Here is a 25,753-nt window from a genome sequence, read left to right as displayed (position 1 = left end):
GCGGATGCCAAAACACCTGAACTTTCCCACGGCTTTTTCAGGTTGCCGTGTGGCAAGCAGATTCTCTAGTCTTTGGCTGTCGCTGAACATTCAGCGATCGGGTGTGAGAAACCCGGGAAACAGATTTGTTTGAATCAAGCGCAAGTACCACCATAATTGCCGCCAGCTATCCGCTGCCTGTAATGCTCTATGGCGGCTGTGTGCGGGCGGACTTCGGTCCGGCCGGTTCTCTGTTGCCGGTTTTCTCACCCTGCACATAGCCGCCACCCCTTTCCGTGTGAGAAACGGAAAGTGATGGCTCCAGACATGAACAGGGAAATCAAATGACTAAGAAACTCGTACCCGACCCACCCATCACCACTCACACCTCAACCGAAAACGTGCTCAAAGACCGCGAAGCCATCAACCGCGCGATCGATCTCTACCTCAATCCGCCCGCCCCCTACGCCGAAAAACCGCGCCGGCCGAGCACCATGTACATGATCGCCCCGGACGTCGACACCGAAAGCCTGCTGGCCAACGCCTGTGAATCGCTGGCCTCAGCAAGTGTCCTGGCCAGCGACTTCGCCAACAACCTGATCGGCCCGCAACGCCACACCGCGTTGGCGATCCAGAAATCATCATGCAAGCAGAACTGGCCGTGAACCGCGCCCTCGACAACGTCGTCCCGGCCTAGCCACACCGCAAACCCTGTGGGAGCGAGCCTGCTCGCGAAGACGGCGGCACATTCAGAATCAATGTGACTGACCCACCGCTATCGCGAGCAGGCTCGCGCCCACGGAGATTTGCGGCCCTTCGCCCCGATGTGGCGCATCCTGACGCACCGTCGCCCCAGCCCCGTGCCTTTTATGGTGCGCCACCCTCGTCGCTCTACCGCTCTAATACGACATTTCCTTACCTTTTGCCGACCGGGCACAGCCCTTGCAAAACAGCTTTCAGTAGTCCGCATCTGCCAATCAAAAAAAATTAAACGTTCATGGAGATCGCACAATGAAGCGTCGCAGCTTGATCAAGGCTTTCACACTCACGGCATCCATTGCCGCGATGGGCATGACCTGGACTGTCCAGGCCGCAGAGACCATTAAGGTCGGCATCCTGCACTCCCTGTCCGGGACCATGGCGATCTCCGAAACATCCCTCAAAGACATGGCGTTGATGACCATCGACGAAATCAACGCCAAGGGCGGCGTCAACGGCAAGATGCTGGAACCGGTAGTCGTCGACCCAGCCTCGAACTGGCCGCTGTTCGCCGAAAAGAGCCGTCAGTTGCTGACCCAGGACAAAGTGGCCGTGGTGTTCGGTTGCTGGACCTCGGTGTCGCGTAAATCGGTGTTGCCGGTGTTCGAAGAGCTCAACGGCTTGCTGTTCTACCCGGTGCAATACGAAGGCGAAGAAATGTCGCCGAACGTGTTCTACACCGGCGCCGCGCCAAACCAACAGGCAATCCCGGCGGTGGAATACCTGATGAGCGACGAAGGCGGCAGCGCCAAGCGCTTCTTCCTGCTGGGCACCGACTACGTTTACCCGCGCACCACCAACAAAATCCTGCGCTCGTTCCTGCACTCCAAAGGTGTAGCGGACAAGGACATCGAAGAGGTCTACACCCCCTTCGGCCATGCCGATTACCAAACCATCGTGGCCAACATCAAAAAATTCTCGGCCGGCGGCAAGACTGCCGTCATCTCGACCGTCAACGGCGACTCCAACGTGCCGTTCTACAAAGAACTGGCCAACCAGGGCCTGAAAGCCACCGACGTTCCCGTCGTGGCGTTCTCGGTAGGCGAAGAAGAACTGCGTGGCATCGACACCAAACCGCTGGTGGGTAACCTCGCGGCGTGGAACTACTTCGAATCGGTCGAGAACCCGGTGAACAAGAAGTTCGTAGCGGACTGGAAAGCCTACGCCAAGAAACACAACCTGCCGGGCGCCGACAAAGCGGTGACCAACGACCCGATGGAAGCCACCTACGTCGGCATCCACATGTGGGCGCAAGCGGCTGAAAAGGCCAAGTCCACTGACGTCGACAAGGTTCGTGAAGCGTTGGCCGGGCAGACGTTTGCCGCGCCGTCGGGTTACACCCTGACCATGGACAAGACCAACCATCACCTGCACAAGCCGGTGATGATCGGCGAGATTCAGGCCGACGGTCAGTTCAACGTGGTGTGGCAGACCGAAGGGCCGATCCGCGCCCAGCCGTGGAGCCCGTTTATCGATGGCAACGACAAGAAGCCGGATTATGCGGTGAAGAGCAACTAAGCCACTGGGTGTCAGGGCCCGAGCACGAAGCCCGGGCCTGACGCAATTCCCTGTGGGAGCGGGCTGTTGTGGCGAGGGGGCTTGCCCCGTTGGGCTGCGAAGCAGCCCCAAGACCTGCAACCGCGGTGTATCCGGTACACCGGGGGTAATGGTTTTACGACTGCTTCGCAGCCGAACGGGGGCAAGCCCCCTCGCCACATGAGTCTGCTCCCACATTGTCCGCGCAAGGCGACTTTCTATGCCCACCGCCCTTTACCGCCTCATCCTCGCTATCGCGCTTTTATTGCCGATGACAGCCCACGCCGGCGACGCCGAAGATTTCGTCGCCGCCAATCCCGTGCAGCAAGCCAAGCTTCTGGAAACCTGGGCCGCGCAGCCCGATCCGGCCCGTGTCGAACTGATCAACGCATTGCAACAAGGCGAATTGACCGTCGACGGCCAGCCGAAAACCCTACGCCTGAATAACCGCCTGCGGGGTCTGATCGACACCGCGTTGGCTAGCCACCAATTGCTCGCCGCCGACACCAAAATCCGTCTGGCCGCTGCGCAGCAATTGCAGAAAAGCGCCAAACCCGCGCAGCTGAAATTTCTCGACCAGCAACTGGCGGGCGAAAAAGACGAAAGCGTTCACGCCGCCCTGAGCCTCGCGCTGGCCAACCTGCAACTGGTGGACACCGACCCGGCCGTGCGCCTCGCCGCCGTGCGTTTGCTCGGTGAAACCGGCGACCCGCTGGCCCGTACGCGCCTCGAAGGTTTACTCGAACCCGGCGTCGAAGCCGATGCCGGCGTGCGCAACTACGCCGCTGAAACCAGCCTCGCGCAGGTCAAACACAAACTGCTGATCGGCGAGATTCTCGGCGAAGCGTTCAGCGGCATGTCGCTGGGCTCGATTCTGTTACTAGCGGCCCTAGGATTGGCGATCACCTTCGGCCTGCTCGGCGTGATCAACATGGCCCACGGCGAGATGCTGATGCTCGGCGCCTACTCGACTTACGTAGTGCAACTGATGTTCCAGCGCTTCGCCCCGCAAGCCATCGAGTTCTATCCGCTGATCGCGTTGCCAGTAGCGTTTTTCGTCACCGCCGCCATTGGCATGGCGCTGGAGCGCACGGTGATTCGTCACCTCTACGGCCGCCCGCTGGAAACCCTGCTCGCCACGTGGGGTATCAGCCTGATGCTGATTCAGCTGGTGCGCCTGGTGTTCGGCGCGCAGAACGTTGAAGTGGCCAACCCGGCATGGCTTTCGGGCGGGATTCAAGTGCTGCCCAACCTCGTGCTGCCCTACAACCGCATCGTGATCATCGCCTTCGCGCTGTTTGTGGTGGTGCTGACCTGGCTGCTGCTGAACAAGACACGGTTGGGCCTGAACGTGCGCGCCGTCACTCAAAACCGCAACATGGCCGCCTGCTGCGGCGTGCCGACCGGGCGGGTGGACATGCTCGCCTTCGGCCTCGGCTCAGGCATCGCCGGGCTCGGTGGCGTGGCGCTCAGCCAGATCGGCAACGTCGGCCCGGACCTCGGACAAAGCTACATCATCGACTCGTTCCTGGTGGTGGTGCTCGGCGGTGTCGGCCAGTTGGCCGGTAGTGTGTTTGCCGCGTTCGGCTTGGGCATCGCCAACAAAATTCTCGAACCGCAAATCGGTGCCGTACTCGGCAAAATCCTGATCCTCGCGCTGATCATTCTGTTTATCCAGAAACGTCCGCAAGGCCTCTTCGCACTGAAAGGACGGGTGATCGACTGATGAACCAACCTCTTCTAGTCACGGCCACCCAAAAGGCCGGCCCAAAAATCACCTTCGCTGTCGGCGCCGTCATTCTGGTGTTGCTATTGGCGATGCCGCTGATGTCGCTGCTCTCGCCCGTTAGTGTTTTTCACGTCTCGGCCTACACGCTGACGCTGGTGGGCAAGATTCTTTGCTACGCCATCGTCGCCCTGGCGCTGGATCTGGTCTGGGGTTATGCCGGGCTGTTGTCGCTGGGTCACGGTCTGTTTTTCGCCCTCGGCGGCTACGCCATGGGCATGTACCTGATGCGCCAAGCCTCGGGCGATGTCTTGCCGGCGTTCATGACGTTCCTGTCGTGGACCGAATTGCCGTGGTACTGGACCGGCACCAGCAGCTTCCTCTGGTCGATGTGCCTGGTGGTGTTGGCGCCGGGGTTGTTGGCCTTGGTGTTCGGCTTCTTCGCCTTCCGCTCGCGGATCAAAGGCGTGTATTTCTCGATCATGACCCAAGCCCTGACCTTCGCCGGAATGCTGCTGTTTTTCCGCAACGAAACCGGGTTTGGCGGCAACAACGGCTTTACCAATTTCCGCACCATTCTCGGGTTTGGCATTACTGAACCTGGGACGCGGGCGGTGTTGTTTTTCGCCACGGTGGTGTTGCTGGTGGCGAGTCTGTTTATCGGTTGGCGCTTGGCGCAGAGCAAGTTCGGCCGGGTGTTGACCGCGTTGCGCGATGCCGAAAACCGGCTGATGTTCTGCGGTTACGACCCACGCGGTTTCAAGTTGTTTGTCTGGGTGCTGAGCGCGGTGTTGTGCGGTTTGGCCGGTGCGTTGTACGTGCCGCAAGTGGGGATCATCAACCCTAGCGAAATGTCGCCGACCAACTCGATTGAAGCGGCAGTGTGGGTGGCGTTGGGCGGTCGTGGCACGCTGATCGGGCCGTTGCTCGGAGCGGGCGTGGTCAACGGCATGAAGAGCTGGTTCACCGTGGCGTTCCCGGAATACTGGCTGTTTTTCCTTGGCACGCTGTTCATCGTCGTAACCCTTTACCTGCCTAAAGGCGTGATCGGGCTGCTGAAAAAAGAGGTGAACAATGAGAGTCACTGCGACGGCGGAATTCATGCTCGAACCGGTCTTTTTCCGCCAGAACCGAACAAGGACGCTGGCACCAGCCGCGACAGCATCGGCCTCGGCCAAAGTGCCGGCCCCGGCCTGGACACTCGCCACGGCACGATCCTGACCCTGGAAGACATCAGCGTCAGCTTCGATGGCTTCAAGGCGCTGAACAATCTGAACCTGTACATCGGCGTCGGCGAACTGCGCTGCATCATTGGCCCCAACGGCGCGGGCAAGACCACACTGATGGACGTGATCACCGGCAAGACTCGCCCGAGTCACGGCAAGGCCTGGTTCGGTGAAACCATGGATTTGACGCTGATGAGCGAAGTGCAGATCGCCCAGGCCGGCATCGGGCGCAAGTTTCAGAAACCGACCGTGTTTGAAGCGCTGAGCGTGTTCGAAAACCTGGAACTGGCGCAGAAAACCGACAAGTCGGTTTGGGCAAGTTTGCGGGCGCGACTGAGCGGCGAACAAAGAGATCGCATCAGCGAAGTGCTGGAAACCATACGCCTGAGCGCCTCGGTCAATCGCCCGGCAGGCCTGTTGTCCCACGGGCAGAAGCAGTTCCTGGAAATCGGCATGTTGCTGATGCAGGACCCGCAATTGCTGTTGCTCGACGAACCAGTCGCCGGCATGACCGACGCCGAAACCGAATTCACCGCTGAGCTGTTCAAGAGCCTGGCCGGCAAGCATTCGCTGATGGTGGTGGAGCACGACATGGGCTTCGTCGGCTCCATCGCCGACCACGTCACCGTGTTGCACCAGGGCAGCGTGCTGGCGGAAGGGTCGCTGGAACAGGTGCAGGAAAACGAGCGGGTGATCGAGGTTTACCTCGGTCGCTAGGCCTGAAAATACCTATCCAATGTGGGAGCGGGCTTGCTCGCGAAAGCGGTGGATCAGCCAGCATCAATGCGGAATGACACACCGCATTCGCGAGCAAGCCCGCTCCCACAAGGGATTTGAGGAGATTCTGGAAATGCTGCAAGTCGACAAGCTGCACCAGTATTACGGCGGTAGCCACATCCTGCGCGGTCTCTCGTTTGAGGTGAAGGTCGGCGAAGTCACTTGCCTGCTCGGGCGCAACGGCGTGGGCAAGACCACGCTGCTCAAATGCCTGATGGGTTTGCTGCCGTCCAAGGAAGGCGCGGTGAATTGGGAAGGCAAACCGATCACCACGTTCAAGCCGCACCAACGGGTGCACGCCGGGATCGCCTATGTGCCCCAGGGCCGGGAGATTTTCGGCCGCCTCACCGTGGAGGAAAACCTGCTGATGGGCCTGTCGCGATTCCCCGGCTCCGAAGCCAAGGAAGTCCCGGCGTTCATCTACGAGTTGTTCCCGGTGTTACTGCAAATGAAGCAACGACGCGGCGGTGACTTGTCCGGTGGTCAACAGCAGCAATTGGCAATCGGTCGCGCCTTGGCCAGCCGTCCGCGCCTGCTGATCCTCGACGAACCCACCGAAGGCATCCAACCCTCGGTGATCAAAGAGATCGGCGCGGTGATCAAGAAGCTCGCGGCTCGGGGCGACATGGCGATTTTGCTGGTAGAGCAGTTCTACGATTTCGCCGCCGAACTGGCCGATCAGTACCTGGTGATGTCCCGGGGCGAGATCGTGCAACAGGGTCGCGGAGAAAATATGGAAGCCGAGGGTGTGCGCGGGCTGGTTACGATCTAGTCTGTAGCGTCCTAACGATAATTAGAACTTATGAATTCACCTGCCCCTATCACGCTGTTCACCCCAAGTTGGCACGCCGAACTGGAGCTGGGCTACGCCCGTTTTGGCGACAGCACGCGCCCAGTCCAGCGCCGACACAAAGGCCCGCTGCGGGTGCAAAAGCACCTGTACGCCGAAGGGCCCGAGGTGTGCCAGCACATCATCGTTCACCCGCCGGGCGGGATTGCCGGGGGGATCGGCTGGACATTTCGGCCAGTGTCGGCAGCAATGCCTGGGCGCAAATCACCAGCCCCGGTGCCGCCAAGTGGTATCGCGCCGCCGGCCCCGCTTATCAGCAGCTGGAATTGAAAGTGGCGACCGGTGCGACACTGGAATGGCTGCCCCAGGAGACGATCATTTTCAGCGCGGCCCAGGCTGAACTCAGCACCTCGATCGACCTTGAAGGCGACGCCCGGTTGTTCTACTGGGACGTGGTGGCGTTGGGTCGCCCGGCCAGTGGCGAACGTTTTGACCTTGGGCATTTCCAGGCACGGCTGGATATCCGTCGCGACGGCCAGTTGCTCTGGCACGAACGCCAGCGCATTGTCGGCGCTGATGGATTGCTCGACTCGCCGATCGGGCTGGATGGGCAACCGGTGTTTGCGACGTTGTTGGTGACCGGGGAAATCGACAGCGCACTGCTGGAAACCTGTCGCGCGCTGCCCAATGACGTGCGCGGGGATTTGACTCAGTTGCCGGGACTTTTAGTCGCACGATGCCTGGCCAGTGAGGCGTTGTTGGCACGGGGTTGGCTAATCGATTTGTGGCGACTGCTCAGGCCGGCGTTGCTCGGCCGAGAAGCCGTGCCCCCAAGAATATGGAGCACCTGAAACACGATCCAATGTGGGAGCGGGCTTGCTCGCGAAAGCGGTGTATCAGACAACGCAAATGTTGAATGTAAGTCCGCCTTCGCGAGCAAGCCCGCTCCCACAGGGGTTATGTATTCACAGATCCGAATACCTTTTTTATCTGCCGATATGGATTCCAACGATGGACCTGACCCCACGCGAAAAAGACAAGCTGTTGATCTTCACCGCCGGCCTAGTTGCCGAGCGGCGTTTGGCTCGCGGCGTGAAACTCAATTACCCGGAAGCCATGGCCTACATCTCCGCGGCGCTGCTTGAAGGCGCCCGTGACGGTCGCACCGTGGCCGAGTTGATGCATTTCGGCACCACCCTGCTCAGCCGCGAACAAGTGATGGAAGGCATCCCGGAAATGATCCCGGAGATCCAGGTTGAAGCGACGTTTCCCGACGGCACCAAACTGGTCACCGTTCACCAACCCATCGTCTGAGGCCGCGTCATGACTTATCTCATTCGCGATGCGCTGCACGCCGACCTGCCCGCGATCCGTGACATCTACAACGATGCGGTGCTCAACACCACGGCGATCTGGAATGAACAAGCCGTGGATCTGGGCAATCGCCAGGCGTGGTTTAGCGCCAGGCAGTCCCAGGGTTATCCGATTCTGGTGATCGTCGACGGCGACAACGCAGTGCTGGGCTACGCTTCATTCGGGGACTGGCGGCCGTTCGACGGGTTTCGCCACACCGTCGAGCACTCGGTGTATGTGCGCAGCGACCAGCGCGGCAACGGCCTCGGCCCACAACTGATGAGCGTGTTGATCGAGCGCGCCAAAGGCTGCGACAAACACATCATGGTCGCCGCCATCGAAAGCGGTAACGCCGCTTCTATTCGTCTGCATGAGCGCGCCGGTTTTGCGATCACCGGGCAGATGCCCCAGGTGGGCACCAAGTTCGGGCGCTGGCTGGACCTGACCTTCATGCAACTGACCCTCAACCCAGGCGCGGAGCCGCCAATCGCCAACAAGGAGTGACACCCGATGAACGCCGCCCAACTGCGCCGCGTGAATGTTGAAAGCTTTGCGCACTATCGCCAGGGTTTGATTGATTTGCTGTTGGACGCCGTGGGCTATGGCGCCAGCGTTGGTTTCATGGCCGATCTGGATGCGACCCAGGCCCGGGCCTATTTCGATGACGTCCAGGCCAACCTGAACCTTGGCAATGTGTTGCTGTGGGTGGTGGTCAAGGACGAGCAGGTGCAAGCCAGTGTGCAACTGACCCTGTGCCAGAAAGCCAACGGCCTGAACCGTGCCGAAGTGCAGAAACTGCTGGTGCGCGAACACGCCCGCCGTCGCGGCCTTGGCCAGCAATTGATGAGCGCCCTGGAGCTCGCCGCCCGCCAGCACAAGCGCGGCATGCTCTACCTCGACACCGAGGCCGGCTCCCCTGCCGAAGACTTCTACAAGGCCCTGGGTTACACCCGCGCCGGTCAAATCCCCGACTACGCTTGCGACCCGGCCGGCAATTACCGGCCAACCGCCCTCTACTACAAGATTCTGCAAGGAGTGAATGGATGATTCCCGGTGAATACCAGATCCAGCCCGGCGACATCGAACTCAACGTCGGCCGCCGCACCGTCAGCCTGAAAGTGGCCAACAGCGGCGACCGGCCAATCCAGGTCGGCTCGCATTACCACTTTTTCGAAACCAACGATGCCCTGACCTTCGACCGCGCCGCCAGCCGTGGCATGCGCCTCAACATCCCGGCCGGCACTGCCGTGCGCTTCGAGCCGGGACAGAGCCGCGAGGTCGAGCTTGTGGATTTGGCCGGGCATCGACGAGTGTTCGGGTTTGCCGGGCGGATCATGGGCGACCTCGACTGACGCCGGTCCTTGTGGCGAGGGGCTTGCCCCCGTTCGGCCGCGCAGCGGTCGTAAAACCTGCCACCTCGGTTCATCAGATAAACCTCATCAACCAAATTGCGGGCGCTTCGCACCCGAACGGGGGCAAGCCCCCTCGCCACAATAAATTTGTGCAAGGAATTCCGATGAAGATTTCCCGTCAAGCCTACGCCGACATGTTCGGCCCCACCGTCGGTGACAAGGTCCGCCTGGCCGACACCGAGCTGTGGATCGAAGTGGAAAAAGACTTCACCACCTACGGCGAAGAAGTGAAATTCGGCGGCGGCAAAGTCATCCGCGACGGCCAGGGCCAGAGCCAATTGCTCGCCGCTGAAGTGGTCGACACTGTCATCACCAACGCCTTGATCGTCGACCACTGGGGCATCGTCAAAGCCGATGTCGGCCTCAAGGACGGGCGCGTCGCCGGCATCGGCAAGGCCGGCAACCCGGACGTGCAGCCGAACGTCACCATGGCCATCGGCGCCAGCACCGAAGTCATCGCCGGTGAAGGCATGATCCTCACCGCCGGCGGCATCGACACCCACATTCACTTCATCTGCCCGCAGCAGATCGAAGAGGCGCTGATGAGCGGCGTCACCACCATGATCGGCGGCGGCACCGGCCCGGCCACCGGCACCAACGCGACAACCTGCACCTCCGGGCCCTGGCACCTGGCGCGGATGCTTCAAGCGGCGGATGCGTTCCCGATGAACATCGGCCTCACCGGCAAGGGCAACGCCAGCCTGCCGGAGCCGTTGATCGAGCAGGTCAAGGCCGGCGCCATTGGCCTCAAGTTGCACGAAGACTGGGGCACCACGCCCGCCAGCATCGACAACTGCCTGAGCGTGGCCGACCAGTACGATGTGCAGGTGGCGATCCACACCGACACCCTCAACGAATCCGGCTTCGTCGAAACCACCCTCGCCGCGTTCAAGGGCCGCACCATCCACACCTACCACACCGAAGGCGCGGGCGGCGGTCACGCCCCGGACATCATCAAGGCCTGCGGGTTTGCCAACGTGTTGCCGAGTTCGACCAACCCGACGCGGCCGTTCACCCGCAACACCATCGACGAACACCTCGACATGCTGATGGTCTGCCATCACCTGGACCCGAGCATTGCCGAAGACGTGGCGTTCGCCGAAAGCCGCATTCGCCGCGAGACGATTGCTGCCGAAGACATCCTCCACGACCTCGGCGCGTTCTCGATGATCAGCTCCGACAGCCAGGCCATGGGCCGGGTCGGCGAAGTGATCACCCGCACCTGGCAGACCGCCGACAAGATGAAAAAGCAGCGCGGCCCGCTGCCTCAGGACGGTGAAGGCAACGACAACTTCCGGGCCAAACGCTACATCGCCAAGTACACCATCAACCCGGCGATCACCCACGGCATCAGCCATGAAGTGGGCTCGATCGAAGTGGGTAAATGGGCCGATCTGGTGCTCTGGCGCCCGGCATTCTTCGGGGTCAAACCGACGTTGATCCTCAAGGGCGGCGCCATTGCGGCGAGCCTGATGGGGGACGCCAATGCCTCGATCCCAACGCCACAACCGGTGCACTACCGGCCGATGTTTGCCAGCTACGGTGGCTCGCTGCACGCCACCAGCCTGACCTTTATCAGCCAGGCCGCGCAGGACGCCGGTCTTCCCGAGGCGTTGGGTTTGAAGAAGAAAATCGCTGTGGTCAAAGGTTGCCGCGAGGTGCAGAAAACCGACCTGATCCACAACGACTACCTGCCGAACATCGACGTTGACCCGCAGACCTACCAGGTCAAGGCCGATGGCGTGTTGCTGTGGTGTGAGCCAGCCGAAACCCTGCCGATGGCCCAGCGCTATTTCCTGTTCTGAGGCACTGAAAAAATCCACGGCAAGGCGCAGTGCCTTGCCGCGGGCGAACGGGTTACAGATGGGTATTGATGTCCGGTTCATCTGGAACCGGAATTGGCTCAACCGTAAACGGTATCTCGACCCGTTGCAGCTTGGCCCGGTCAATCGCCTGTTGGGTCAGGCGCTTGAACAGCGCTTGGTGTTCGCTGTCGATGTTGGCCAGTTCCGCCGTGTATTCACCCTCGCTCATGACACGACCGGGGGCGATGTCTTCAGCGGGTTTGCCCAGCTCTGTGGCGAGGACCTTGATTTGCTGTTCCAGGCTGACGGCCTCCGGACTGGTCAGATCCTGAAGCTGCACCCGCTCATCGAGGACCGTCCAGTACTCGGTGATGGCTTCGACCTTGCGTTTGAGCACCTTGAAGACATCGGCGTTCGCGTGTTCGAGCCAGGTTTTCCACATGTTTTGCTGAAGAATCCAGTCAGCCAGCAGTTCGCCCGTTTCCAGTACCTCGATACGCTGAAAAGCATCGTCGATCATCCCGCGGCTTACCCCGGCGATCCGTCGAAACTGCATGCCGCGGGCCTGCCAAGGCAGTTCCAGACGCTCGGCCAGGTCGGTCATGAACGCCAGATGTACCTCGACTTCATCAATCGTGCCAGTGACATTGCCGTCCGCCCCCACCCGCCTGAACGTTTCGCCCGCCAGCAAGCGTTCATCAATCGAATGACTGGCAATGGCGCGTAACTCATCCAGACGCGATTTGCCGCGGGCCAGGCTCACCAACTCAGCTTCGATCAAACCGTCATTACCCAGTGCATAAGCTTCATGAATCAACACCTCGACACCCATCGAGTTGAACAATGCCGTCCCCCCATCCACACAGGCGGTCGGTAAGGTGGCCATTGCAAACAACCGCTCGCGCAGTGCCGAGTTCTCGGCCATGGCGTCAAGCATTCGCCAGACCTTGCTGGTCAGGTTGGCGCGGTATTCCAGGTTGGTGGTGTAGTCCGCCGAGCCGGTCAGCTTCTTCAATTCCTCGAAAAACTGCAGCGAGTGAAACTCATCTTCCACCGCGTTCCAGGTGTCTTGCTTTCTGGTCCATTGCCGGCGGGTCATGCCTTGCTCCCAGTCGAGACTGTCGCGTACGCCCCGTGGCGGAAACGGCCGATCAGGGTCCATGCCCATGGAGCGAATGTAGCCTTTGAGAATCTCCAGGTTTTGCGCCGAGATCCATTGCGGCTCACGGCTGATCACCGTACGCGCCAACAGCTCGGCGCTGGCGGAACTGGGGGCGACCACGGGAATCCTGGTCAACTTGTTCAGTTGCATCTCCAGGTAGAAATGCCGAAAACGCCGCTGTTCAAACAGCCCCGGCGGCCAGGTCTTGGCGCCCGTGTCGGCCAGAATCAGCGTATGCAATTCGGGCATGCTGCTGATATCGGGCAACCGCCCCAACGGATTCGAGGCCATCCCCAACGTGCGCAGGCGGGTCAGTTGCTTGAGCTGGCCGACGTCGCCTGCGGTCAAGACAATCTGGTTGCGCGTAACGGAAAGCTCAGTCAATTGACGCAATTTCCCGATTTTCGAGGGCAGACGCGTCAAGCGGTTTTCTTCAAGATTCAACAAGCGCAACCGACGGAACGGCTTCAGGAAAGACTCCTCGTCGTTGGTCAGCCCGGTGTCGCGCAAATTCAGTTCGGTCACGTGATCGAAGTTCAGCTTCAGACGGGGCATGCTTCGCAGGTGCCGCGGCAATGAAATGCCACTGAGGCTCAGGGTTTGCCCCAGATATTCACTGGCACCGTCGTAATGAGCGGGCCCCGTTCGCTGCCAGCATTCCTTGAGTGCCTGATAGATCCGTTCGCGCTCAAGGATTTCCTGGGAGCCTTCCGGTAACAACCGCCAATGCTCGGTGGGTAGCGCGACCCAGCGACGGAAATCGTGGTTGAAGGTGTTGAACTCATACTCAAGCTGGAGCAAACCCGCTTCGGCCGAACCGCCAGTCAGCTCGTAGGAATTGAGCAACTCCTCAACACCGGAGTTAACCAGCGTCGGATAGAGGCAGCGCACACGATACTTGAGACGATTACGCGCATAGCTGCTCGGCAAACGTTGTGGATAACCCTGCATACCGCCCTTCAGGTGCATGGTTCGTGGATCGTAGCCAGGCTTTCGAACGGGAGTACGTACCAGGATCGGCTCCAGCTGCTCATGGGACAGCGGTTTTTGCACGACCGTCGCTTTGAGCCGGGCTCCCTGGTTGATCTCGTATCCCAGCGCCCTGCGTTCCGTATCGGGCAAGGCGTGCAGCAGCGCGCCGTACAAATCGTCAGCGCCATGCAGGTGCTGATCGAGTGCATCCCTGGCCTCGTACAGCCCCTCTTCATTGACCACCAACACCTTGCGGTCTGGCGCATCCATTGGGCCAACGCGGTCGCGCAACGGCCCGCTGAAAGACAGCTCACGGACTTCAATGCACACCGTGGACGACCAGCCTGGCAACGCGGCCGCGCTATGCAATGCCAGGCGTGCGGTGTCGATGCTTTCCAGTTCTGCCAGATACAGGCCTTCGTAGGCTCGGGCCACACGCAGTTGCGTCATGGCGTCTCGCGCCTGCTGCTCGACACGCAGCGGCAAACGGCTTTTTTGGTCGATGAAGCGCAGATCGTCGGGGTCGGCTTGCTTCAACAGGTCCCGGGCAACGTTCCCCGGCAAATGCGGATAGTCACGCTGAAGCAGCAACTGTCGCGGATTGTCGGAGACGTCGGCGGCTTTGGACAGCGAGTCGAACAGCCGCCGTATCTGGCGCCGGGCATGCATCGCCAGACGACCGCGCAAGGCTTCCAGACGCTCGGAACGAACCGCGGACACTCGTTTGCCCAGCAGGTCGAGCACCTCGTTTTCCTGCAGGGCGTCCAGCACACATTCAGCCAGTTCGCCTTTGCGCAGTCGGGCGCGGCTGAGCTTGATCGTCTGCGCCGGCGTAACCTCTGCATTACCGTACTTGATCGACGGCCCGGCGAACGACTCCGTTTCAAACAGCGCCATCGCTCGGGTGGGCGGCCATCCCTGCAACTCAGTGACGAAGGTTGGCAGAAAACCTTCCAACGCCTCGGTGACACGGTTATCCAGAATCTGTCGACTCATATCCTCGGCTTCGGCATAAGTCTTGAAGCGTTTGATCGTATCCTCGAGCAGCGCGGGAAGGCGTTCATGTTCTACATGCAGCCTGCGCAACACGTTGTCATCGACCCCGCTGACGGTACGGATCTGCGCCTGCGTGGCCACCGGTAACTCGTCCACCGAATGACCAAGACGTTGCCAGACTCGGGCGGTGTCCCATTGCGTCGGATCTTCCAGCTCGGTGCTCCAGGCGCCGGCGCCGTTATGCGCCAGCTCTGGCTGGTAGGCGTTGGGGCGTGTCGGGTGTTCGATGCGCTGCCGACCGGTGTTCGGGTCCTCTTTCAATCCATAGTATTTGTTGTCCAGCGGCAACACCGTTTGACCGTCGTGTCGGTGCAGTCCCAGTTCGTCTGGACGCGACGCCTGCGCCAATGTCAGGTTGCGCTCATACGGCGAGAGATCGGGCTTCCACAGGCTGGCCTTGCCATCGGGCAGTTCAACGGCCCTGAGGCTATCGACAAACGGCGAGGCTTTTACCGGCGCGGGCATGCCCGACGGCAAGACGTGCGCGGCGCCCATCATTGCCAGTTGGGCACCGTTGATCAGCACCGAGGTGAGATGCGCCGACGCTTCTTCACGGTCACCCTTGCTCCAGTCTTCGAGGCCTTCGGCCAACTCTTCGAGCAGTTGCGCAACCATGATGCCGAGCATCGCTTCGCCTAATCCCGGCACCAGCATCGCGGCGAAGTTGAAGACGTTCCAGCCGATGTCGAGGTAGCTGCTCAGGCGCTTCCAGCGACTTTGCGCGTCCTCGTCGCCGGTGGGCACGGCAATGCGGCGGGCGTCGGCCAGCGCCTTATCCCGTCGTTCGGTAAAAACCGCACTCCACAGGTTGCCGTCGATGAGGTTGGTGATCGGTTCCGGGGTCGGGTTCTCGACGGCTGTTTCTCGCCACCATGGCCCCATGTCCAAGGGTTCGCGCTGTTTCCAGGTGAAGGTATTGAGGCGTTCGTTGAGCCGACTGAAAAACACACCCTTGTCGCTCTGTGCGACGAACCGACTGAAAAACCGCTGATAATCGGGGCTGAGCAACTGCCCGATCAGGGTTTTCATAAAGTCGATGAAAGAGTCGTACTCCTTGAGAGGATGCTCGGGGTCGTCCGGGACATAAGCGATCAGCTTTCCAGTCAGGTGGCTCTGTTGATAAATGTCTTCATTGCGCAGCAGTTCCTCGGACAAACCTTTGGGACCGTTGGCCAAAAACGCCTTGATCAATTTGAACCGTTCATAGCCCTGGTGAGGAAGAAACGGCACCCGGTGCGACCAGTCGAGCCAGAATTTCAGCAGCGGAGTTGTCAGCTCGTCGAAGGACTTTTTGAGCAGCGTCGGATCGCTCACGGCGCTGAACAGCACGATCCCGGTGAGCCTGAACCCCATCAACGATAAACGATGACAGTGCATCGGCGCACCGTACAACTCCCGGTTCGGCGCACCGTCGTGGACCTGCAGCATTTGGCCGAAACCGTAGGAGGTGAGATCGCCCTTTAGTTGCGCCACCAGTGCCGCAAGTTTGAAAGCGGCCTTGTCGCTGGCTACTGACTGCTTTTGCAACTCAAACCGGGCCGTGGCCTGAAGCGGGGTCAGAATGTCCTTGAGATGCGTTTGATACTGCGCCCCGATATCCAACGTGCGGCACAACGTGACAAATTGCTCGACGGTCATGGCATGGCGCAGGGGCGCGCCCTCGGCATCCTGGGTAAACACGCCGGAACCGTCACTGAAAGCGCCAGACTCGGCCTCGGATGCCTCGAAGTTATGCAGGGCCGCATCAAGCAGACTCAGTAGTTTGAAATGATTAGCGCCCGTGTTGATGCCCAATATAAGTTTATTGGGCACATACAATCGCAGCTCCGCCGCCCGGACATCCAACTGAACATTTAAATGATCGTTCAAGGACTTTAATAACAGTGGCTCGGCAAAGTCCCGGATATCCTGCTGCAGTTTATCTAATTCTTTGTCGAGTTTTCCTTGAAGCAACCATCGCCGACCGAACAGATCTTTCAATTCATCGCGATCTATCTTTCGGGCGTTCAGGTACCAGTCCGGAAAGGGGCTCTCCAAGGTTTGAAAGGCCAGCAATGCTGGCGTTGGGCCCATTTCTTTCGCGTTCAGGATCGCCTGTTTGATCCGATCAGAATGAATGCCTGGCTTACTGACTTCGGAGACAGATGATTCTTCACGCCCTTCAACTTCTTGCGCATCAGCCATATAACAATCTTCCATGATTATTGTTGGCTGATTAGGCTATCCAACGTTCGACTGAAACAAAAGATCAAAAACCTGCGGACAAGCCCGCGAAAAACTCATAAACACTTCAATTATTAAAATCCTGAAAATATATAAATACCACCCACTCCGACAGGTCATCTGCATCCGTGTATTCAGCGGTGTTTACCCGGACGTGAAGGCGCTAATATGCAGCTCCATCACCTGCCATTCTTGCTCGGGAACACCGTCCATGCGCCTAAGCGAATTCATCGTGGTAGAGGTTGATCGTATCGTCGATGAATGGGAGCAGTTCGCCCGTGCGCTCACGCCCGACGACAACCTGGATCGCACCACCTTGCGCGATCATGCCCGCGCCATCCTGCTGGCCGCCGCGCGGGATATGACCACCGTCCAGACCGCCCATGAGCAGGCCGCCAAGGCCAAGGGCGACGGTCCGGAAAAATCTCCAAGCCTGGATCAGGCCGCCGCCAGCCATGGCGAGTTGCGGCACACCTTCGGTTTTGATCTGGTGCAGATGACCTCCGAGTTCCGCCACTTGCGCGCCTGCGTCATTCGTCTGTGGGTCAACAGCCTGCAGACGCCAGAGCTGGCTCACTTCCAGGACATGATCCGGTTCAACGAAGCCATCGACGAAGCCCTGGCCGAGTCGACCGCCGCCTATGCCGAGCAGGTCAACCACTCGCGGGACATCTTCCTGGCCATCCTCGGCCACGACCTGCGGGCGCCCTTGCAGGCGGTGAGCATGTCCACCGAACTGCTGCAGCGAAAAATACATCTGGAAGGCGACGCTCTGACTTGCGTGCACCACATCCATCGTGGCACGCGGCATATGGCGGTGATGGTCGGTGATTTATTGGAGTTGGTGCGCAGTCGCCTGGGCAAGAGCCTGCCGATCGAACCGGTGCCGATGGACCTGACCGACGCGGCGCATGAGGCGATTGCCCTGGCCTGTGCCGGCAACCCCGAGTGCAATCCCATACTCGAAGTGACAGGGGACACCCGAGGTGTCTGGGATGCCGGGCGAGTCAGTCAGCTGTTGCAGAACCTGATTGGCAATGCGTTGCAACATGGTTTGAACAAGCGTGATGTCACGGTCACGCTCAGCGGCGAGCCCGACACCGTGCGCCTCACCGTACATAACGGTGGAACACCGATTCCGGAAGACGCGATCGGCACGATCTTCGACCCACTGGTGCGCAGCGCCGACGAAGAACTCGGGCAGCCGTCGACAAGCCTTGGCTTGGGGCTGTTTATCGTCAAGGAAGTGGTGACTGCGCATCGGGGGACGATTGAGGTCAGTTCCAATGAAGCCGAGGGAACGTTGTTTACCGTGGTGTTGCCCAGGAAGGTGTGAGACCTGAGGACCGTGTTGTGGCGAGGGGGCTTGCCCCCGTTCGGCCGCGAAGCGGTCGTAAATCCTGCGAACGCGGTATGCCTGATGAACTGAGGTGTCTGTATTGGGGCTGCTGCGCAGCCCAACGGGGCAAGCCCCTCGCCACAGGTTTTGGTGCTTTACCGCTACTCGACCACCAACCGCCCAAGTCGCTGTTTCAGCATCCGGTTCTCGGCCCGCAGTTGCTGGACTTCTTCAAGCAGGTCCAGTGCCAGGGCGACACCTTCCCATTCCAGTTCCAAATCGCGCCGCAGTTTGGCGGCGCGCTTGGCCAGGGCCAATTCGTAATCGTTGAAACGCCAGTCCTTGGGCAGTGCACCCTGAGGTTCGAGGATGCCGTGTTCGACGATTTCGATCACGTAGACGTCCGACAAGTCGGTCGCCTCACAGAATTCTGCCATGTCCAGTTGAACGATCAGGGGACTGCTCATAGTCAGTAGCTCCAGGGTTCTAGCGGATCAAAAGTTTTCTCTTGGGTCGAAAGCGGCTTTCTTCGCCAGCTCTTGCCACAACGCCTTGACCTCATCGTCCGAGGTTTTCGGCATGACGGCTTTAAGTTGCACGAACAGGAAGCCCCGTTCGCCCTTCTTGTTCAGCAGACCGTGGCCCTTGGCGCGCATGCGCTGGCCGTTCTGGCTGCCGGCCGGGACCTTGAGGTTGATCTTGCCGGTCAGGGTCGGCACGGCCACTTCGGCGCCCAGCGCCAATTCCCAAGGTGCCAGCGGTAAAGTGATTATCAGGTTTTCGCCTTCAATATCGAATTTCGGGTGCGGCGCGAAGCGGATGATCAGGAACAGGTCGCCATTGGCGCCGCCACCGATCCCCGGAGCCCCTTGGCCCTTGAGGCGAATACGCTCGCCGTCGGTCACACCGGCCGGGATCTTCACGTTCAGGCTTTTGCTGGTATTGCTGACATGCTGGCCGGCAGGGTTGTACTGCGGCACCTGGAAGGTGACCTTCTTCGATTCGTTCGAGAGGGTTTCTTCCAGAAAAATCCCAAGTTCCATTTCCACGTCTTGCCCTCGACGTCCAGCACTGCGACGCGACTCTCCACCACCAAAACCCGGACCCCGGTTGCCGAAGATCGAACTGAAGAAGTCCGAAAAATCGCCCGAGTCCTGACCACCACCGAAACCACCGCCGCCACGACCCTGCCAGCCTGGCGGGCCCTGGAACGGTTGGCCGTGCTGGCCGTATTTGCGCAAGTCGTCGTACTCGGCGCGCTTGTCGGCACTTTTCAGCGCTTCATAAGCTTCCGAGGCGTCCTTGAACTTTTCCTCGGCGTCTTTTTCCTTGCTGACGTCCGGGTGATATTTGCGCGCCAGCTTGCGATAGGCGGCCTTGATCGCCTTATCGTCTGCGGTCGGCTCCACACCGAGAATCTTGTAATAGTCTTTGAAGTCCATCTAAGGATCACCATCCGTTATCAAAATCGCGCCACCACCGGCAGCATGCACGCATTGGCAGCCGCCAGGTTGACCGATCTCAAGGTTGTGACCGGGCAGCGCATCAGAAGTTTATCGGCAGCGGTAGTCGGTTCTTGCGACCGCCGATTGGCTGCCAGGGTCGATGCAGACAAGTTTGGGGCATCCGGCCAGCTTATCAAGGCGTTATTCGTGGCGATTTAGCGGATAGTCGGCCTTCGATTCTGCGCCGCACTGGCATACACTGCGCGGCCGTTTTTTAACCGGAACTTGAAAGACATGAAAAACGCATCCCCAGCCCGTGCCTGTGGTATCGACTTCGGCACGTCCAACTCCACCGTCGGCTGGCTCCGCCCCGGCATGGAAACGCTGATCGCGCTGGAGGACGACAAGATCACCCTGCCCTCGGTGGTCTTCTTCAACATCGAAGAACGCCGCCCGGTGTACGGCCGGCTGGCGCTGCACGAGTACCTGGAAGGCTACGAAGGCCGGCTGATGCGCTCGCTCAAGAGCCTGTTGGGTTCCAAGCTGATCAAGCACGACACCAGCGTCCTCGGCACGGCGATGCCGTTCAAGGACCTGCTCGGCTTGTTCATCGGCCAGTTGAAGAAGCGCGCCGAAACCGCCGCCGGTCGGGAATTCGATGAAGTGGTGCTGGGCCGCCCGGTGTTTTTCGTCGACGACGATGAAATGGCCGACCAGGAAGCCGAAAACACCTTGGTGGATGTGGCTCGCGCTATTGGCTTTAAAGACGTGTCGTTCCAGTACGAGCCAATTGCGGCCGCGTTCGACTACGAGTCGACCATCGAAAAAGAAGAACTGGTGCTGATTGTCGACATCGGCGGTGGTACCTCCGACTTCTCGCTGGTGCGCCTGTCGCCTGAGCGTCGCGACCACGACAATCGCCACGATGACATCCTCGCCACCGGCGGCGTGCACATCGGCGGGACCGACTTCGACAAGCAACTGAGCCTGCAAGGCCTGATGCCGCTGTTCGGCTACGGCAGCCGGATGAAGAGCGGCGCCTACATGCCCACCAGCCACCACATGAACCTGGCGACCTGGCACACCATCAACTCGGTCTACTCGCAGAAATCGACCCTGTCCCTGGGCAGCATGCGCTACGACATCGAAGACACCGGCGGCATTGATCGCCTGTTCAAGCTGATCGACCAGCGCGCCGGCCACTGGCTGGCCATGGAAGTGGAAGAAACCAAGATCCAGCTGACCCACGCCGACAGCCGTCACGTGCCGCTGGACCGCATCGAGCCAGGCCTGAGCGTTGAACTGACCCGAGCGCTGTTCGAGTCGGCCATCGACAACCTGCTGGAGCGGGTGCGCAACAGCGTCACGCAATTGCTGAACGATGCCAACGTGCGCGTCGATCAGGTTGATACGGTGTTCTTCACCGGCGGTTCGAGCGGGATTCCGGCGCTGCGCAACAGCATCTCGGCAATGCTGCCGAACGCGCGGCATGTGGAAGGGAACATCTTTGGCAGCATCGGCAGTGGTTTGGCAATTGAAGCCATGAAGCGTTACGGCCCGATGGACTGATCTGACACCTTGTGGTGAGGGGGCTTGCCCCCGTTCGGGTGCGCAGCAGCCGCAAAACCGGCACATGCGGTGTGTTGGAGAATTGAGGGCTGCTTCGCAACCCAACAGGGGCAAGCCCCTCGCCACAATAGATCAACAGCGAATCAAACCATCCCGATCTGCTTCAACTCACTCTTCAAATACGCGTAATAAATCGGCCCCGCCACCACCCCCGGCAGGCCGAACGCGGCTTCGAACACCAGCATCGCCAGCAGCAACTCCCACGACTTGGCACTGATCTGCCCGCCGACAATGCGCGCGTTGAGGAAGTACTCGAGTTTGTGGATAAACATCAGATAACCCAACGCGGCCACCGCGACCCAGATCGACAGTGACAAGCCGACGATGGTGATCAGCGTGTTGGACATCAGATTACCGATCACCGGCAACAAACCGAGCAGGAAAGTCAGCACGATCAGGGTTTTGGTCAGCGGCAGTTTGATCCCGAACATCGGCAGGACCAGCGCGAGGAAAATCGCGGTGAAGAAGGTGTTGAGCAGGGAAATCTTGATTTGCGCGAACACGATGTTGCGAAAGGCTTGCACCAACAGATGCAAACGGTCGAACAGCGCGGCGGCCAGCGGCCGGCGTTTAGTCACGTCGGGCACACGCTGCAAGGCGATGATCGCCCCCAGCACCATGCCGATCAGCAGCGTCACAAACATGTGCGCCGCGTCCTTGCCCACTAATTGCAAATCGCTGAGGTGTTTGGTCATCCATTCGCCGATCGCCACGCGGAACTCGGCCGCGCTGGCCGGCAGGTAAACATCGATGAACGGTGGCAATTGCCCGCGAGCGCGGTCAACCACGTGCATGAATTTGTCGAGGGAAGCCCCGGGATTTTCCGCTTCATGCAGCAGAAAACTGATAGCACCGGCAAAGATCAGCGCCAGCACGCTGACCACCAAAGTGCCCAGCAGCGCCACCGCCAGCCAACGGGCGCGGCGACCTTCGATCAGCCGCTGCAGTTGCGGCGTGAGCATGTTGACCAGTTCGAACACCAGCAACCCGGCCAACAGGCTGGGCAACAGGCGCAGAGGGATGACCAGTAGCAAACCACCGAAGATGATGACCCAACTGATTAACAGCAAGACGTGACGTTGAGAAAACGTTGGCATACAGCCTCAAAACGAACGGCGTAAAAGGATGGGCAGTCTGCCAGCGATCCGAGGTCAGCACTAGGGAATGTGTAGGTCGACCTTGGTCGGGGGACTGGCGGTTTTTTCAGTGAGCTTATTGGCCCCATCGCGAGCAAGCTCGCTCCCACATTAGTCCCGTGAACATAGATCCAATGTGGGAGCGGGCTTGCTCGCGAATGCGGTGTGTCAGGCGACTAGGGTGCTGAATTGGAAACCGCATTCGCGAGCAAGCCCGCTCCCACACTTTGATCGTATTTATCCCGAGGGTTTATTTTTTCTTCAGGCAATCACTCATGAAGGTTTTCCGCGCATCGCCCTTCAGCGCCTGGGTGGCGGCGGTGGCGTTGCAGGTTTTCATTTTCTCTTGCTGCGGGGTCAGGACTTTGGCGTCATTGGCCGCCGGCGTGGCTTTGAGGCATGTGCTCATGAATGCTTTGCGCTCATCGCCCTTGAGGCTTTTCGCTTGAGGGTCGGCATTGCAGGCGGTCATTTTGTTCTGTTGGGCCGTGGCGGCGAAGCCTTGGGAACAGAGCAACAAACCGATCATCAACAAAGGGACACGCAACATCTTCATGGAGTTTTCTCCTTGTTACCGCACCGATGGATGCGGCCTCGCCCTGAAGTGTAGACAAAGCCTGTAACACCTTCACCTGCCCTCAAGATGACTGCGTCGATACTGCTCCGGCGTGCACCCGGCCTGACGCTGAAACATCGCGATAAACGCCGAGCCGGTGCTGTAGCCCATGTCGAAGGCGATGTCCTGAATGCTGCGCTGACTGTCCAGCGCTTCGATCGCCGCCAAAAACCGCAGGCGTTGCCGCCATTCGCCGAAGCTCATGCCCAGCTCACGAACGAACTGCCGGGCCAGGGTCCGTTCGCTGACGTAAATCTGCGTCGCCCAATCGGCCAACGGCCGGTTATCCCCAGGCTCGGCCTGCAAGGCTTCGAGTATCCCGAGTAGCCCAGGACTGCTGGCGTAGGGCAAATAACAGGCGTGCTCCGGTGCTTGTTGCAACTGATCCACCAACACCTGGGCCAGGCGCACGTCGGTTTCCCGCTCGGGAATCTTCACGTCCCGGGCAGCGAAGTCCTTGAGAATCGCTTTGAGGATGTCGCTGATGGCCAGGGTGCAGGCCTGTTGCGGCAGATCCCGGCACAGCGACGGTGCCAAGCACACCGCGCGGTAGTTGATCGGCTGGTTGCTGTAGAAGCTGTGCTCGGTCTGCGGCGGTACCCAAACGGCGTACTGTGGCGGCGACATGAAGCGACTGCTGCCGATTTCCATGTGCAACACACCGTTGGCCGAATACTCCAGCGTGCCCCACGGGTGGCGGTGGGCCGAAGCGTATTCGTGGGTGTCGAAGTCGGCGTATCGGAAGTACACCGGGGCCGGCAGTTCGCTGAAATCCAGCAGATCGATGTGTTTACTGCTCATGCTGTCCGTCATCAAGGGCCGATTGTCTGGATCGAAGTATAGGCTTGTATCCAGACAAGCGGATAATTGCCCCTCATCAACGTTCTGGTTTCTCTCTCATGCAATATGCGTTTCCCCTGCTGGCCATTTTCATTTGGGCCGGCAACACCGTGATCACTCAAAATGTCGGCCGGCGCGATATTCCCCGCCGAGATCGGTTTCTACCGCTGGCTGCTCGCCGGGATTTTGTTCACGCCGTTCATGCTTAAACCGGTGATTGCCCACTGGCCAATGATCCGCCCGAACCTGGGCAAGATTTTCGTTCTCGGCGTGCTCGGCATGGCGGTCTATCAAAGCCTGGCGTACTTCGCCGCGAGCCTGACCACTGCCACCAACATGGGCATCATCCTGTCGCTGATGCCGTTGATGTCCCTGGCGATGGCGATCGTCAGCCTCGGCCAACGCCTGACCGCAGGCGCGCTGGCCGGTGCAGTGCTTTCCTTTGCGGGTGTTTTGGTGGTGGTGTCGTCCGGCAGCCTCGGCGCATTGCTCGAGCACGGGGTGAATCTGGGTGATGCGATGATGCTGATCGCGACCCTGGCCTATGCGATCTACAGCACGCTGCTGAAAAAATGGCAGCTGCGCCTGCCACCGCTGGTGTTGCTGTATTTGCAGGTGTTGGTGGCGGTGGTGGTGCTGTTTCCGCTGTTTGTGGCCTCACCGAAAATTGGCCCGACGATGCAGAATATTCCGCTGGTGCTGTATGCCTGCCTGCTGGCTTCGATGATTGCGCCGCTGGCGTGGATGCAAGCCGTGGTACGCCTGGGCCCGAGCCGGACCACGCAGTTTTTCAATCTGCTGCCGTTGATTACCGCGCTGATTGCGGCGGTGGTGCTGCATGAGCAGTTGGCGATGTATCACCTGGTTGGCGGTTTTTTGACCTTGGGTGGGGTGATTCTTTCGGAGCGTTGGACCACGGTGTTGGGCCATGCGTAGTAATTTGTGGCGAGGGAGCTTGCTCCCGTTCGAGCGCGAAGCGGTCGCAAAATGGGGCCGCTTCGCAGCCCAGCGGGAGCAAGCTCCCTCGCCACAGGCGGTCTAAACCCCCGCCGCTTTCAACCGGGCGGCATGCTCGACAAACAACCGCACCGGATCCGCGCCCTTCCCCACCAGCCCCAGCGACTGGTTGACGATGTCGAAGTGATCCATCGGATATTCGTCACCAATCACCGTCCCCAGATGCGAGCTGTAACGCCCGACCATCCCGTCGCAATGCCCGACTTCGCGCACGAAGGTCGTGGCAAACAACCGGCAACTGCGGTTGGTCCCGTCGAACAGATTGCCGCCGCGATCCGTCTTGCCCGGCTGCAAGGTCCCGGACCAGGAGTAATAGCGCACGCCGTTAACCTCTTCCGGCCCGTGCCCGCCCCAGGTTGGCGGCAAGCCCTGTGGATAACGCTGGTTGAACAGCGCCACGCCGTCAGTGGTCAGGGATTCATGGGAGGCGTGAATATCCACCGGCAGTTTCGGCCCGCGATAACCGGTTTCCAGCAGGCTCATCAAGGCGCCGATTATCCGCAGCAAAACCGCAAGCAACCGCCCTTTCGCGCTGTCTGCCGGGTAATGCTTGTGCAGGTAGTCCGCCAGCTCCGACCCGTGATTCGGCCCGGCCACCGAGGTGACTGAAGCCACCCGATCCGGGCGTTTGGCGGCCGCATAACGCGCCGTCAGCGAACCCTGGCTATGGCCGATCAGGTTGACCTTCTCGGCACCGGTCTCGCGCAGGATTTCATCGATTCGCGCCAACAACTGCTCGCCCCGCACCTCCGTGGAGTTGAGCGGCGACACCTGCACCGCCACCACGGTTGCCCCACCCCGGCGCAGTGCCGAGATAATCCCGTACCAGTACGGGTACAGCAGCAAGCGGATAAACCCGAGCATTCCGGGGACCAGCACCAAGGGGTAACGCGTGGCGGAACCTTGCGACATGGGCGGACATCCTTGTAATCGGGGAGGTGACGCAAGGCGGGAT

General features: G+C 60.1%; 17 protein-coding genes and 5 pseudogenes. 15 read left to right on the top strand and 7 right to left on the bottom strand.

What is annotated here, in order from left to right; genetic code table 11:
• Positions 1 to 323 precede the first annotated feature (323 nt).
• From RHM58_RS11660 to ureC, 12 genes and pseudogenes are all read left to right on the top strand, one after another.
• A pseudogene (locus RHM58_RS11660) lies at positions 324 to 676 on the top strand (DUF6124 family protein).
• A 314-nt stretch (positions 677 to 990) separates the two neighbouring features.
• Complete coding sequence (urtA, locus tag RHM58_RS11655; protein WP_201200210.1) at positions 991 to 2,256, top strand: urea ABC transporter substrate-binding protein; 1,266 nt, start codon at positions 991 to 993, stop codon at positions 2,254 to 2,256.
• Between the two features lie 238 nt (positions 2,257 to 2,494).
• Positions 2,495 to 4,000, top strand: coding sequence for an urea ABC transporter permease subunit UrtB (urtB, locus tag RHM58_RS11650; RefSeq protein ID WP_322270422.1), 1,506 nt, complete (start codon positions 2,495 to 2,497; stop codon positions 3,998 to 4,000).
• Positions 4,000 to 5,067, top strand: a pseudogene (gene urtC, locus RHM58_RS11645) (urea ABC transporter permease subunit UrtC); the annotation flags it as partial. The gene urtB and the pseudogene urtC, both read left to right, overlap by 1 nt.
• A gap of 7 nt (positions 5,068 to 5,074) precedes the next feature.
• Positions 5,075 to 5,943, top strand: a pseudogene (gene urtD, locus RHM58_RS11640) (urea ABC transporter ATP-binding protein UrtD).
• A gap of 133 nt (positions 5,944 to 6,076) precedes the next feature.
• Positions 6,077 to 6,775: an urea ABC transporter ATP-binding subunit UrtE gene (gene urtE / locus RHM58_RS11635; RefSeq protein ID WP_169371835.1), complete on the top strand. Its 699-nt coding sequence runs from the start codon at positions 6,077 to 6,079 to the stop codon at positions 6,773 to 6,775.
• Positions 6,776 to 6,805: 30 nt separating this feature from the next.
• A pseudogene (locus tag RHM58_RS11630) lies at positions 6,806 to 7,644 on the top strand (urease accessory protein UreD).
• 160 nt (positions 7,645 to 7,804) lie between these two features.
• A complete protein-coding gene (gene ureA / locus RHM58_RS11625; RefSeq protein WP_008085431.1) occupies positions 7,805 to 8,107 on the top strand; it encodes an urease subunit gamma in 303 nt (100 codons plus the stop codon).
• 9 nt (positions 8,108 to 8,116) lie between these two features.
• A complete protein-coding gene (locus RHM58_RS11620) occupies positions 8,117 to 8,650 on the top strand; it encodes a GNAT family N-acetyltransferase (protein WP_201200206.1) in 534 nt (177 codons plus the stop codon).
• A 6-nt stretch (positions 8,651 to 8,656) separates the two neighbouring features.
• A complete protein-coding gene (locus tag RHM58_RS11615; RefSeq protein ID WP_201200205.1) occupies positions 8,657 to 9,193 on the top strand; it encodes a GNAT family N-acetyltransferase in 537 nt (178 codons plus the stop codon).
• Positions 9,190 to 9,498, top strand: a complete 309-nt coding sequence (locus tag RHM58_RS11610; protein WP_109627750.1) for an urease subunit beta — start codon at positions 9,190 to 9,192, stop codon at positions 9,496 to 9,498. Before RHM58_RS11615 ends, RHM58_RS11610 begins: the two co-directional genes overlap by 4 nt.
• Before the next feature lie 164 nt (positions 9,499 to 9,662).
• Positions 9,663 to 11,363: an urease subunit alpha gene (ureC, locus tag RHM58_RS11605; protein WP_201200204.1), complete on the top strand. Its 1,701-nt coding sequence runs from the start codon at positions 9,663 to 9,665 to the stop codon at positions 11,361 to 11,363.
• A gap of 52 nt (positions 11,364 to 11,415) precedes the next feature.
• Here ureC and RHM58_RS11600 read toward each other — a convergent pair whose 3' ends face one another.
• On the bottom strand, positions 11,416 to 16,737 hold the full coding sequence (locus RHM58_RS11600) for an NEL-type E3 ubiquitin ligase domain-containing protein (RefSeq protein ID WP_416195306.1): 5,322 nt from the start codon (positions 16,735 to 16,737) through the stop codon (positions 11,416 to 11,418).
• Between the two features lie 250 nt (positions 16,738 to 16,987).
• On the opposite strand from RHM58_RS11600, the gene RHM58_RS11595 reads away from it, so the two are divergent.
• Positions 16,988 to 18,112 (top strand): sensor histidine kinase, encoded by a 1,125-nt coding sequence (locus RHM58_RS11595; RefSeq protein ID WP_201255647.1) that lies wholly within the window; start codon positions 16,988 to 16,990, stop codon positions 18,110 to 18,112.
• 164 nt (positions 18,113 to 18,276) lie between these two features.
• Here RHM58_RS11595 and RHM58_RS11590 read toward each other — a convergent pair whose 3' ends face one another.
• Positions 18,277 to 18,582 (bottom strand): chaperone modulator CbpM, encoded by a 306-nt coding sequence (locus tag RHM58_RS11590; protein ID WP_201255648.1) that lies wholly within the window; start codon positions 18,580 to 18,582, stop codon positions 18,277 to 18,279.
• Between the two features lie 27 nt (positions 18,583 to 18,609).
• Entirely contained in the window at positions 18,610 to 19,557 is a 948-nt protein-coding gene (locus RHM58_RS11585) for a DnaJ C-terminal domain-containing protein (protein WP_201200199.1), read from the bottom strand.
• Between the two features lie 297 nt (positions 19,558 to 19,854).
• Here RHM58_RS11585 and RHM58_RS11580 point away from each other — a divergent pair, with 297 nt between their 5' ends.
• Positions 19,855 to 21,129, top strand: a complete 1,275-nt coding sequence (locus tag RHM58_RS11580) for an Hsp70 family protein (RefSeq protein WP_201200194.1) — start codon at positions 19,855 to 19,857, stop codon at positions 21,127 to 21,129.
• 143 nt (positions 21,130 to 21,272) lie between these two features.
• Here the strand turns inward: RHM58_RS11580 and RHM58_RS11575 are convergent, their stop codons facing one another.
• From RHM58_RS11575 to RHM58_RS11565, 3 genes are all read right to left on the bottom strand, one after another.
• Positions 21,273 to 22,286: an AI-2E family transporter gene (locus RHM58_RS11575; RefSeq protein WP_201200192.1), complete on the bottom strand. Its 1,014-nt coding sequence runs from the start codon at positions 22,284 to 22,286 to the stop codon at positions 21,273 to 21,275.
• A 289-nt stretch (positions 22,287 to 22,575) separates the two neighbouring features.
• Positions 22,576 to 22,881, bottom strand: a complete 306-nt coding sequence (locus tag RHM58_RS11570) for a PsiF family protein (protein WP_201200190.1) — start codon at positions 22,879 to 22,881, stop codon at positions 22,576 to 22,578.
• Between the two features lie 72 nt (positions 22,882 to 22,953).
• The gene (locus RHM58_RS11565; protein ID WP_322270421.1) at positions 22,954 to 23,742 is read right to left on the bottom strand and encodes an AraC family transcriptional regulator; all 789 of its coding nucleotides are present in this window, start codon (positions 23,740 to 23,742) and stop codon (positions 22,954 to 22,956) included.
• A gap of 98 nt (positions 23,743 to 23,840) precedes the next feature.
• Between RHM58_RS11565 and RHM58_RS11560 the strand changes: the two are divergent.
• Positions 23,841 to 24,717: pseudogene (locus RHM58_RS11560) on the top strand (DMT family transporter).
• Positions 24,718 to 24,819: 102 nt separating this feature from the next.
• Here RHM58_RS11560 and RHM58_RS11555 read toward each other — a convergent pair.
• On the bottom strand, positions 24,820 to 25,710 hold the full coding sequence (locus RHM58_RS11555; RefSeq protein WP_322270420.1) for a triacylglycerol lipase: 891 nt from the start codon (positions 25,708 to 25,710) through the stop codon (positions 24,820 to 24,822).
• Positions 25,711 to 25,753 lie beyond the last annotated feature (43 nt).

The sequence above is a fragment of the Pseudomonas sp. 10S4 genome (assembly GCF_034344865.1).
Classification (GTDB): Bacteria; Pseudomonadota; Gammaproteobacteria; order Pseudomonadales; family Pseudomonadaceae; genus Aquipseudomonas.
The sequence above is the reverse complement of the archived record's forward strand: the minus strand, read 5'-3'. Positions and strand labels throughout refer to the sequence as shown.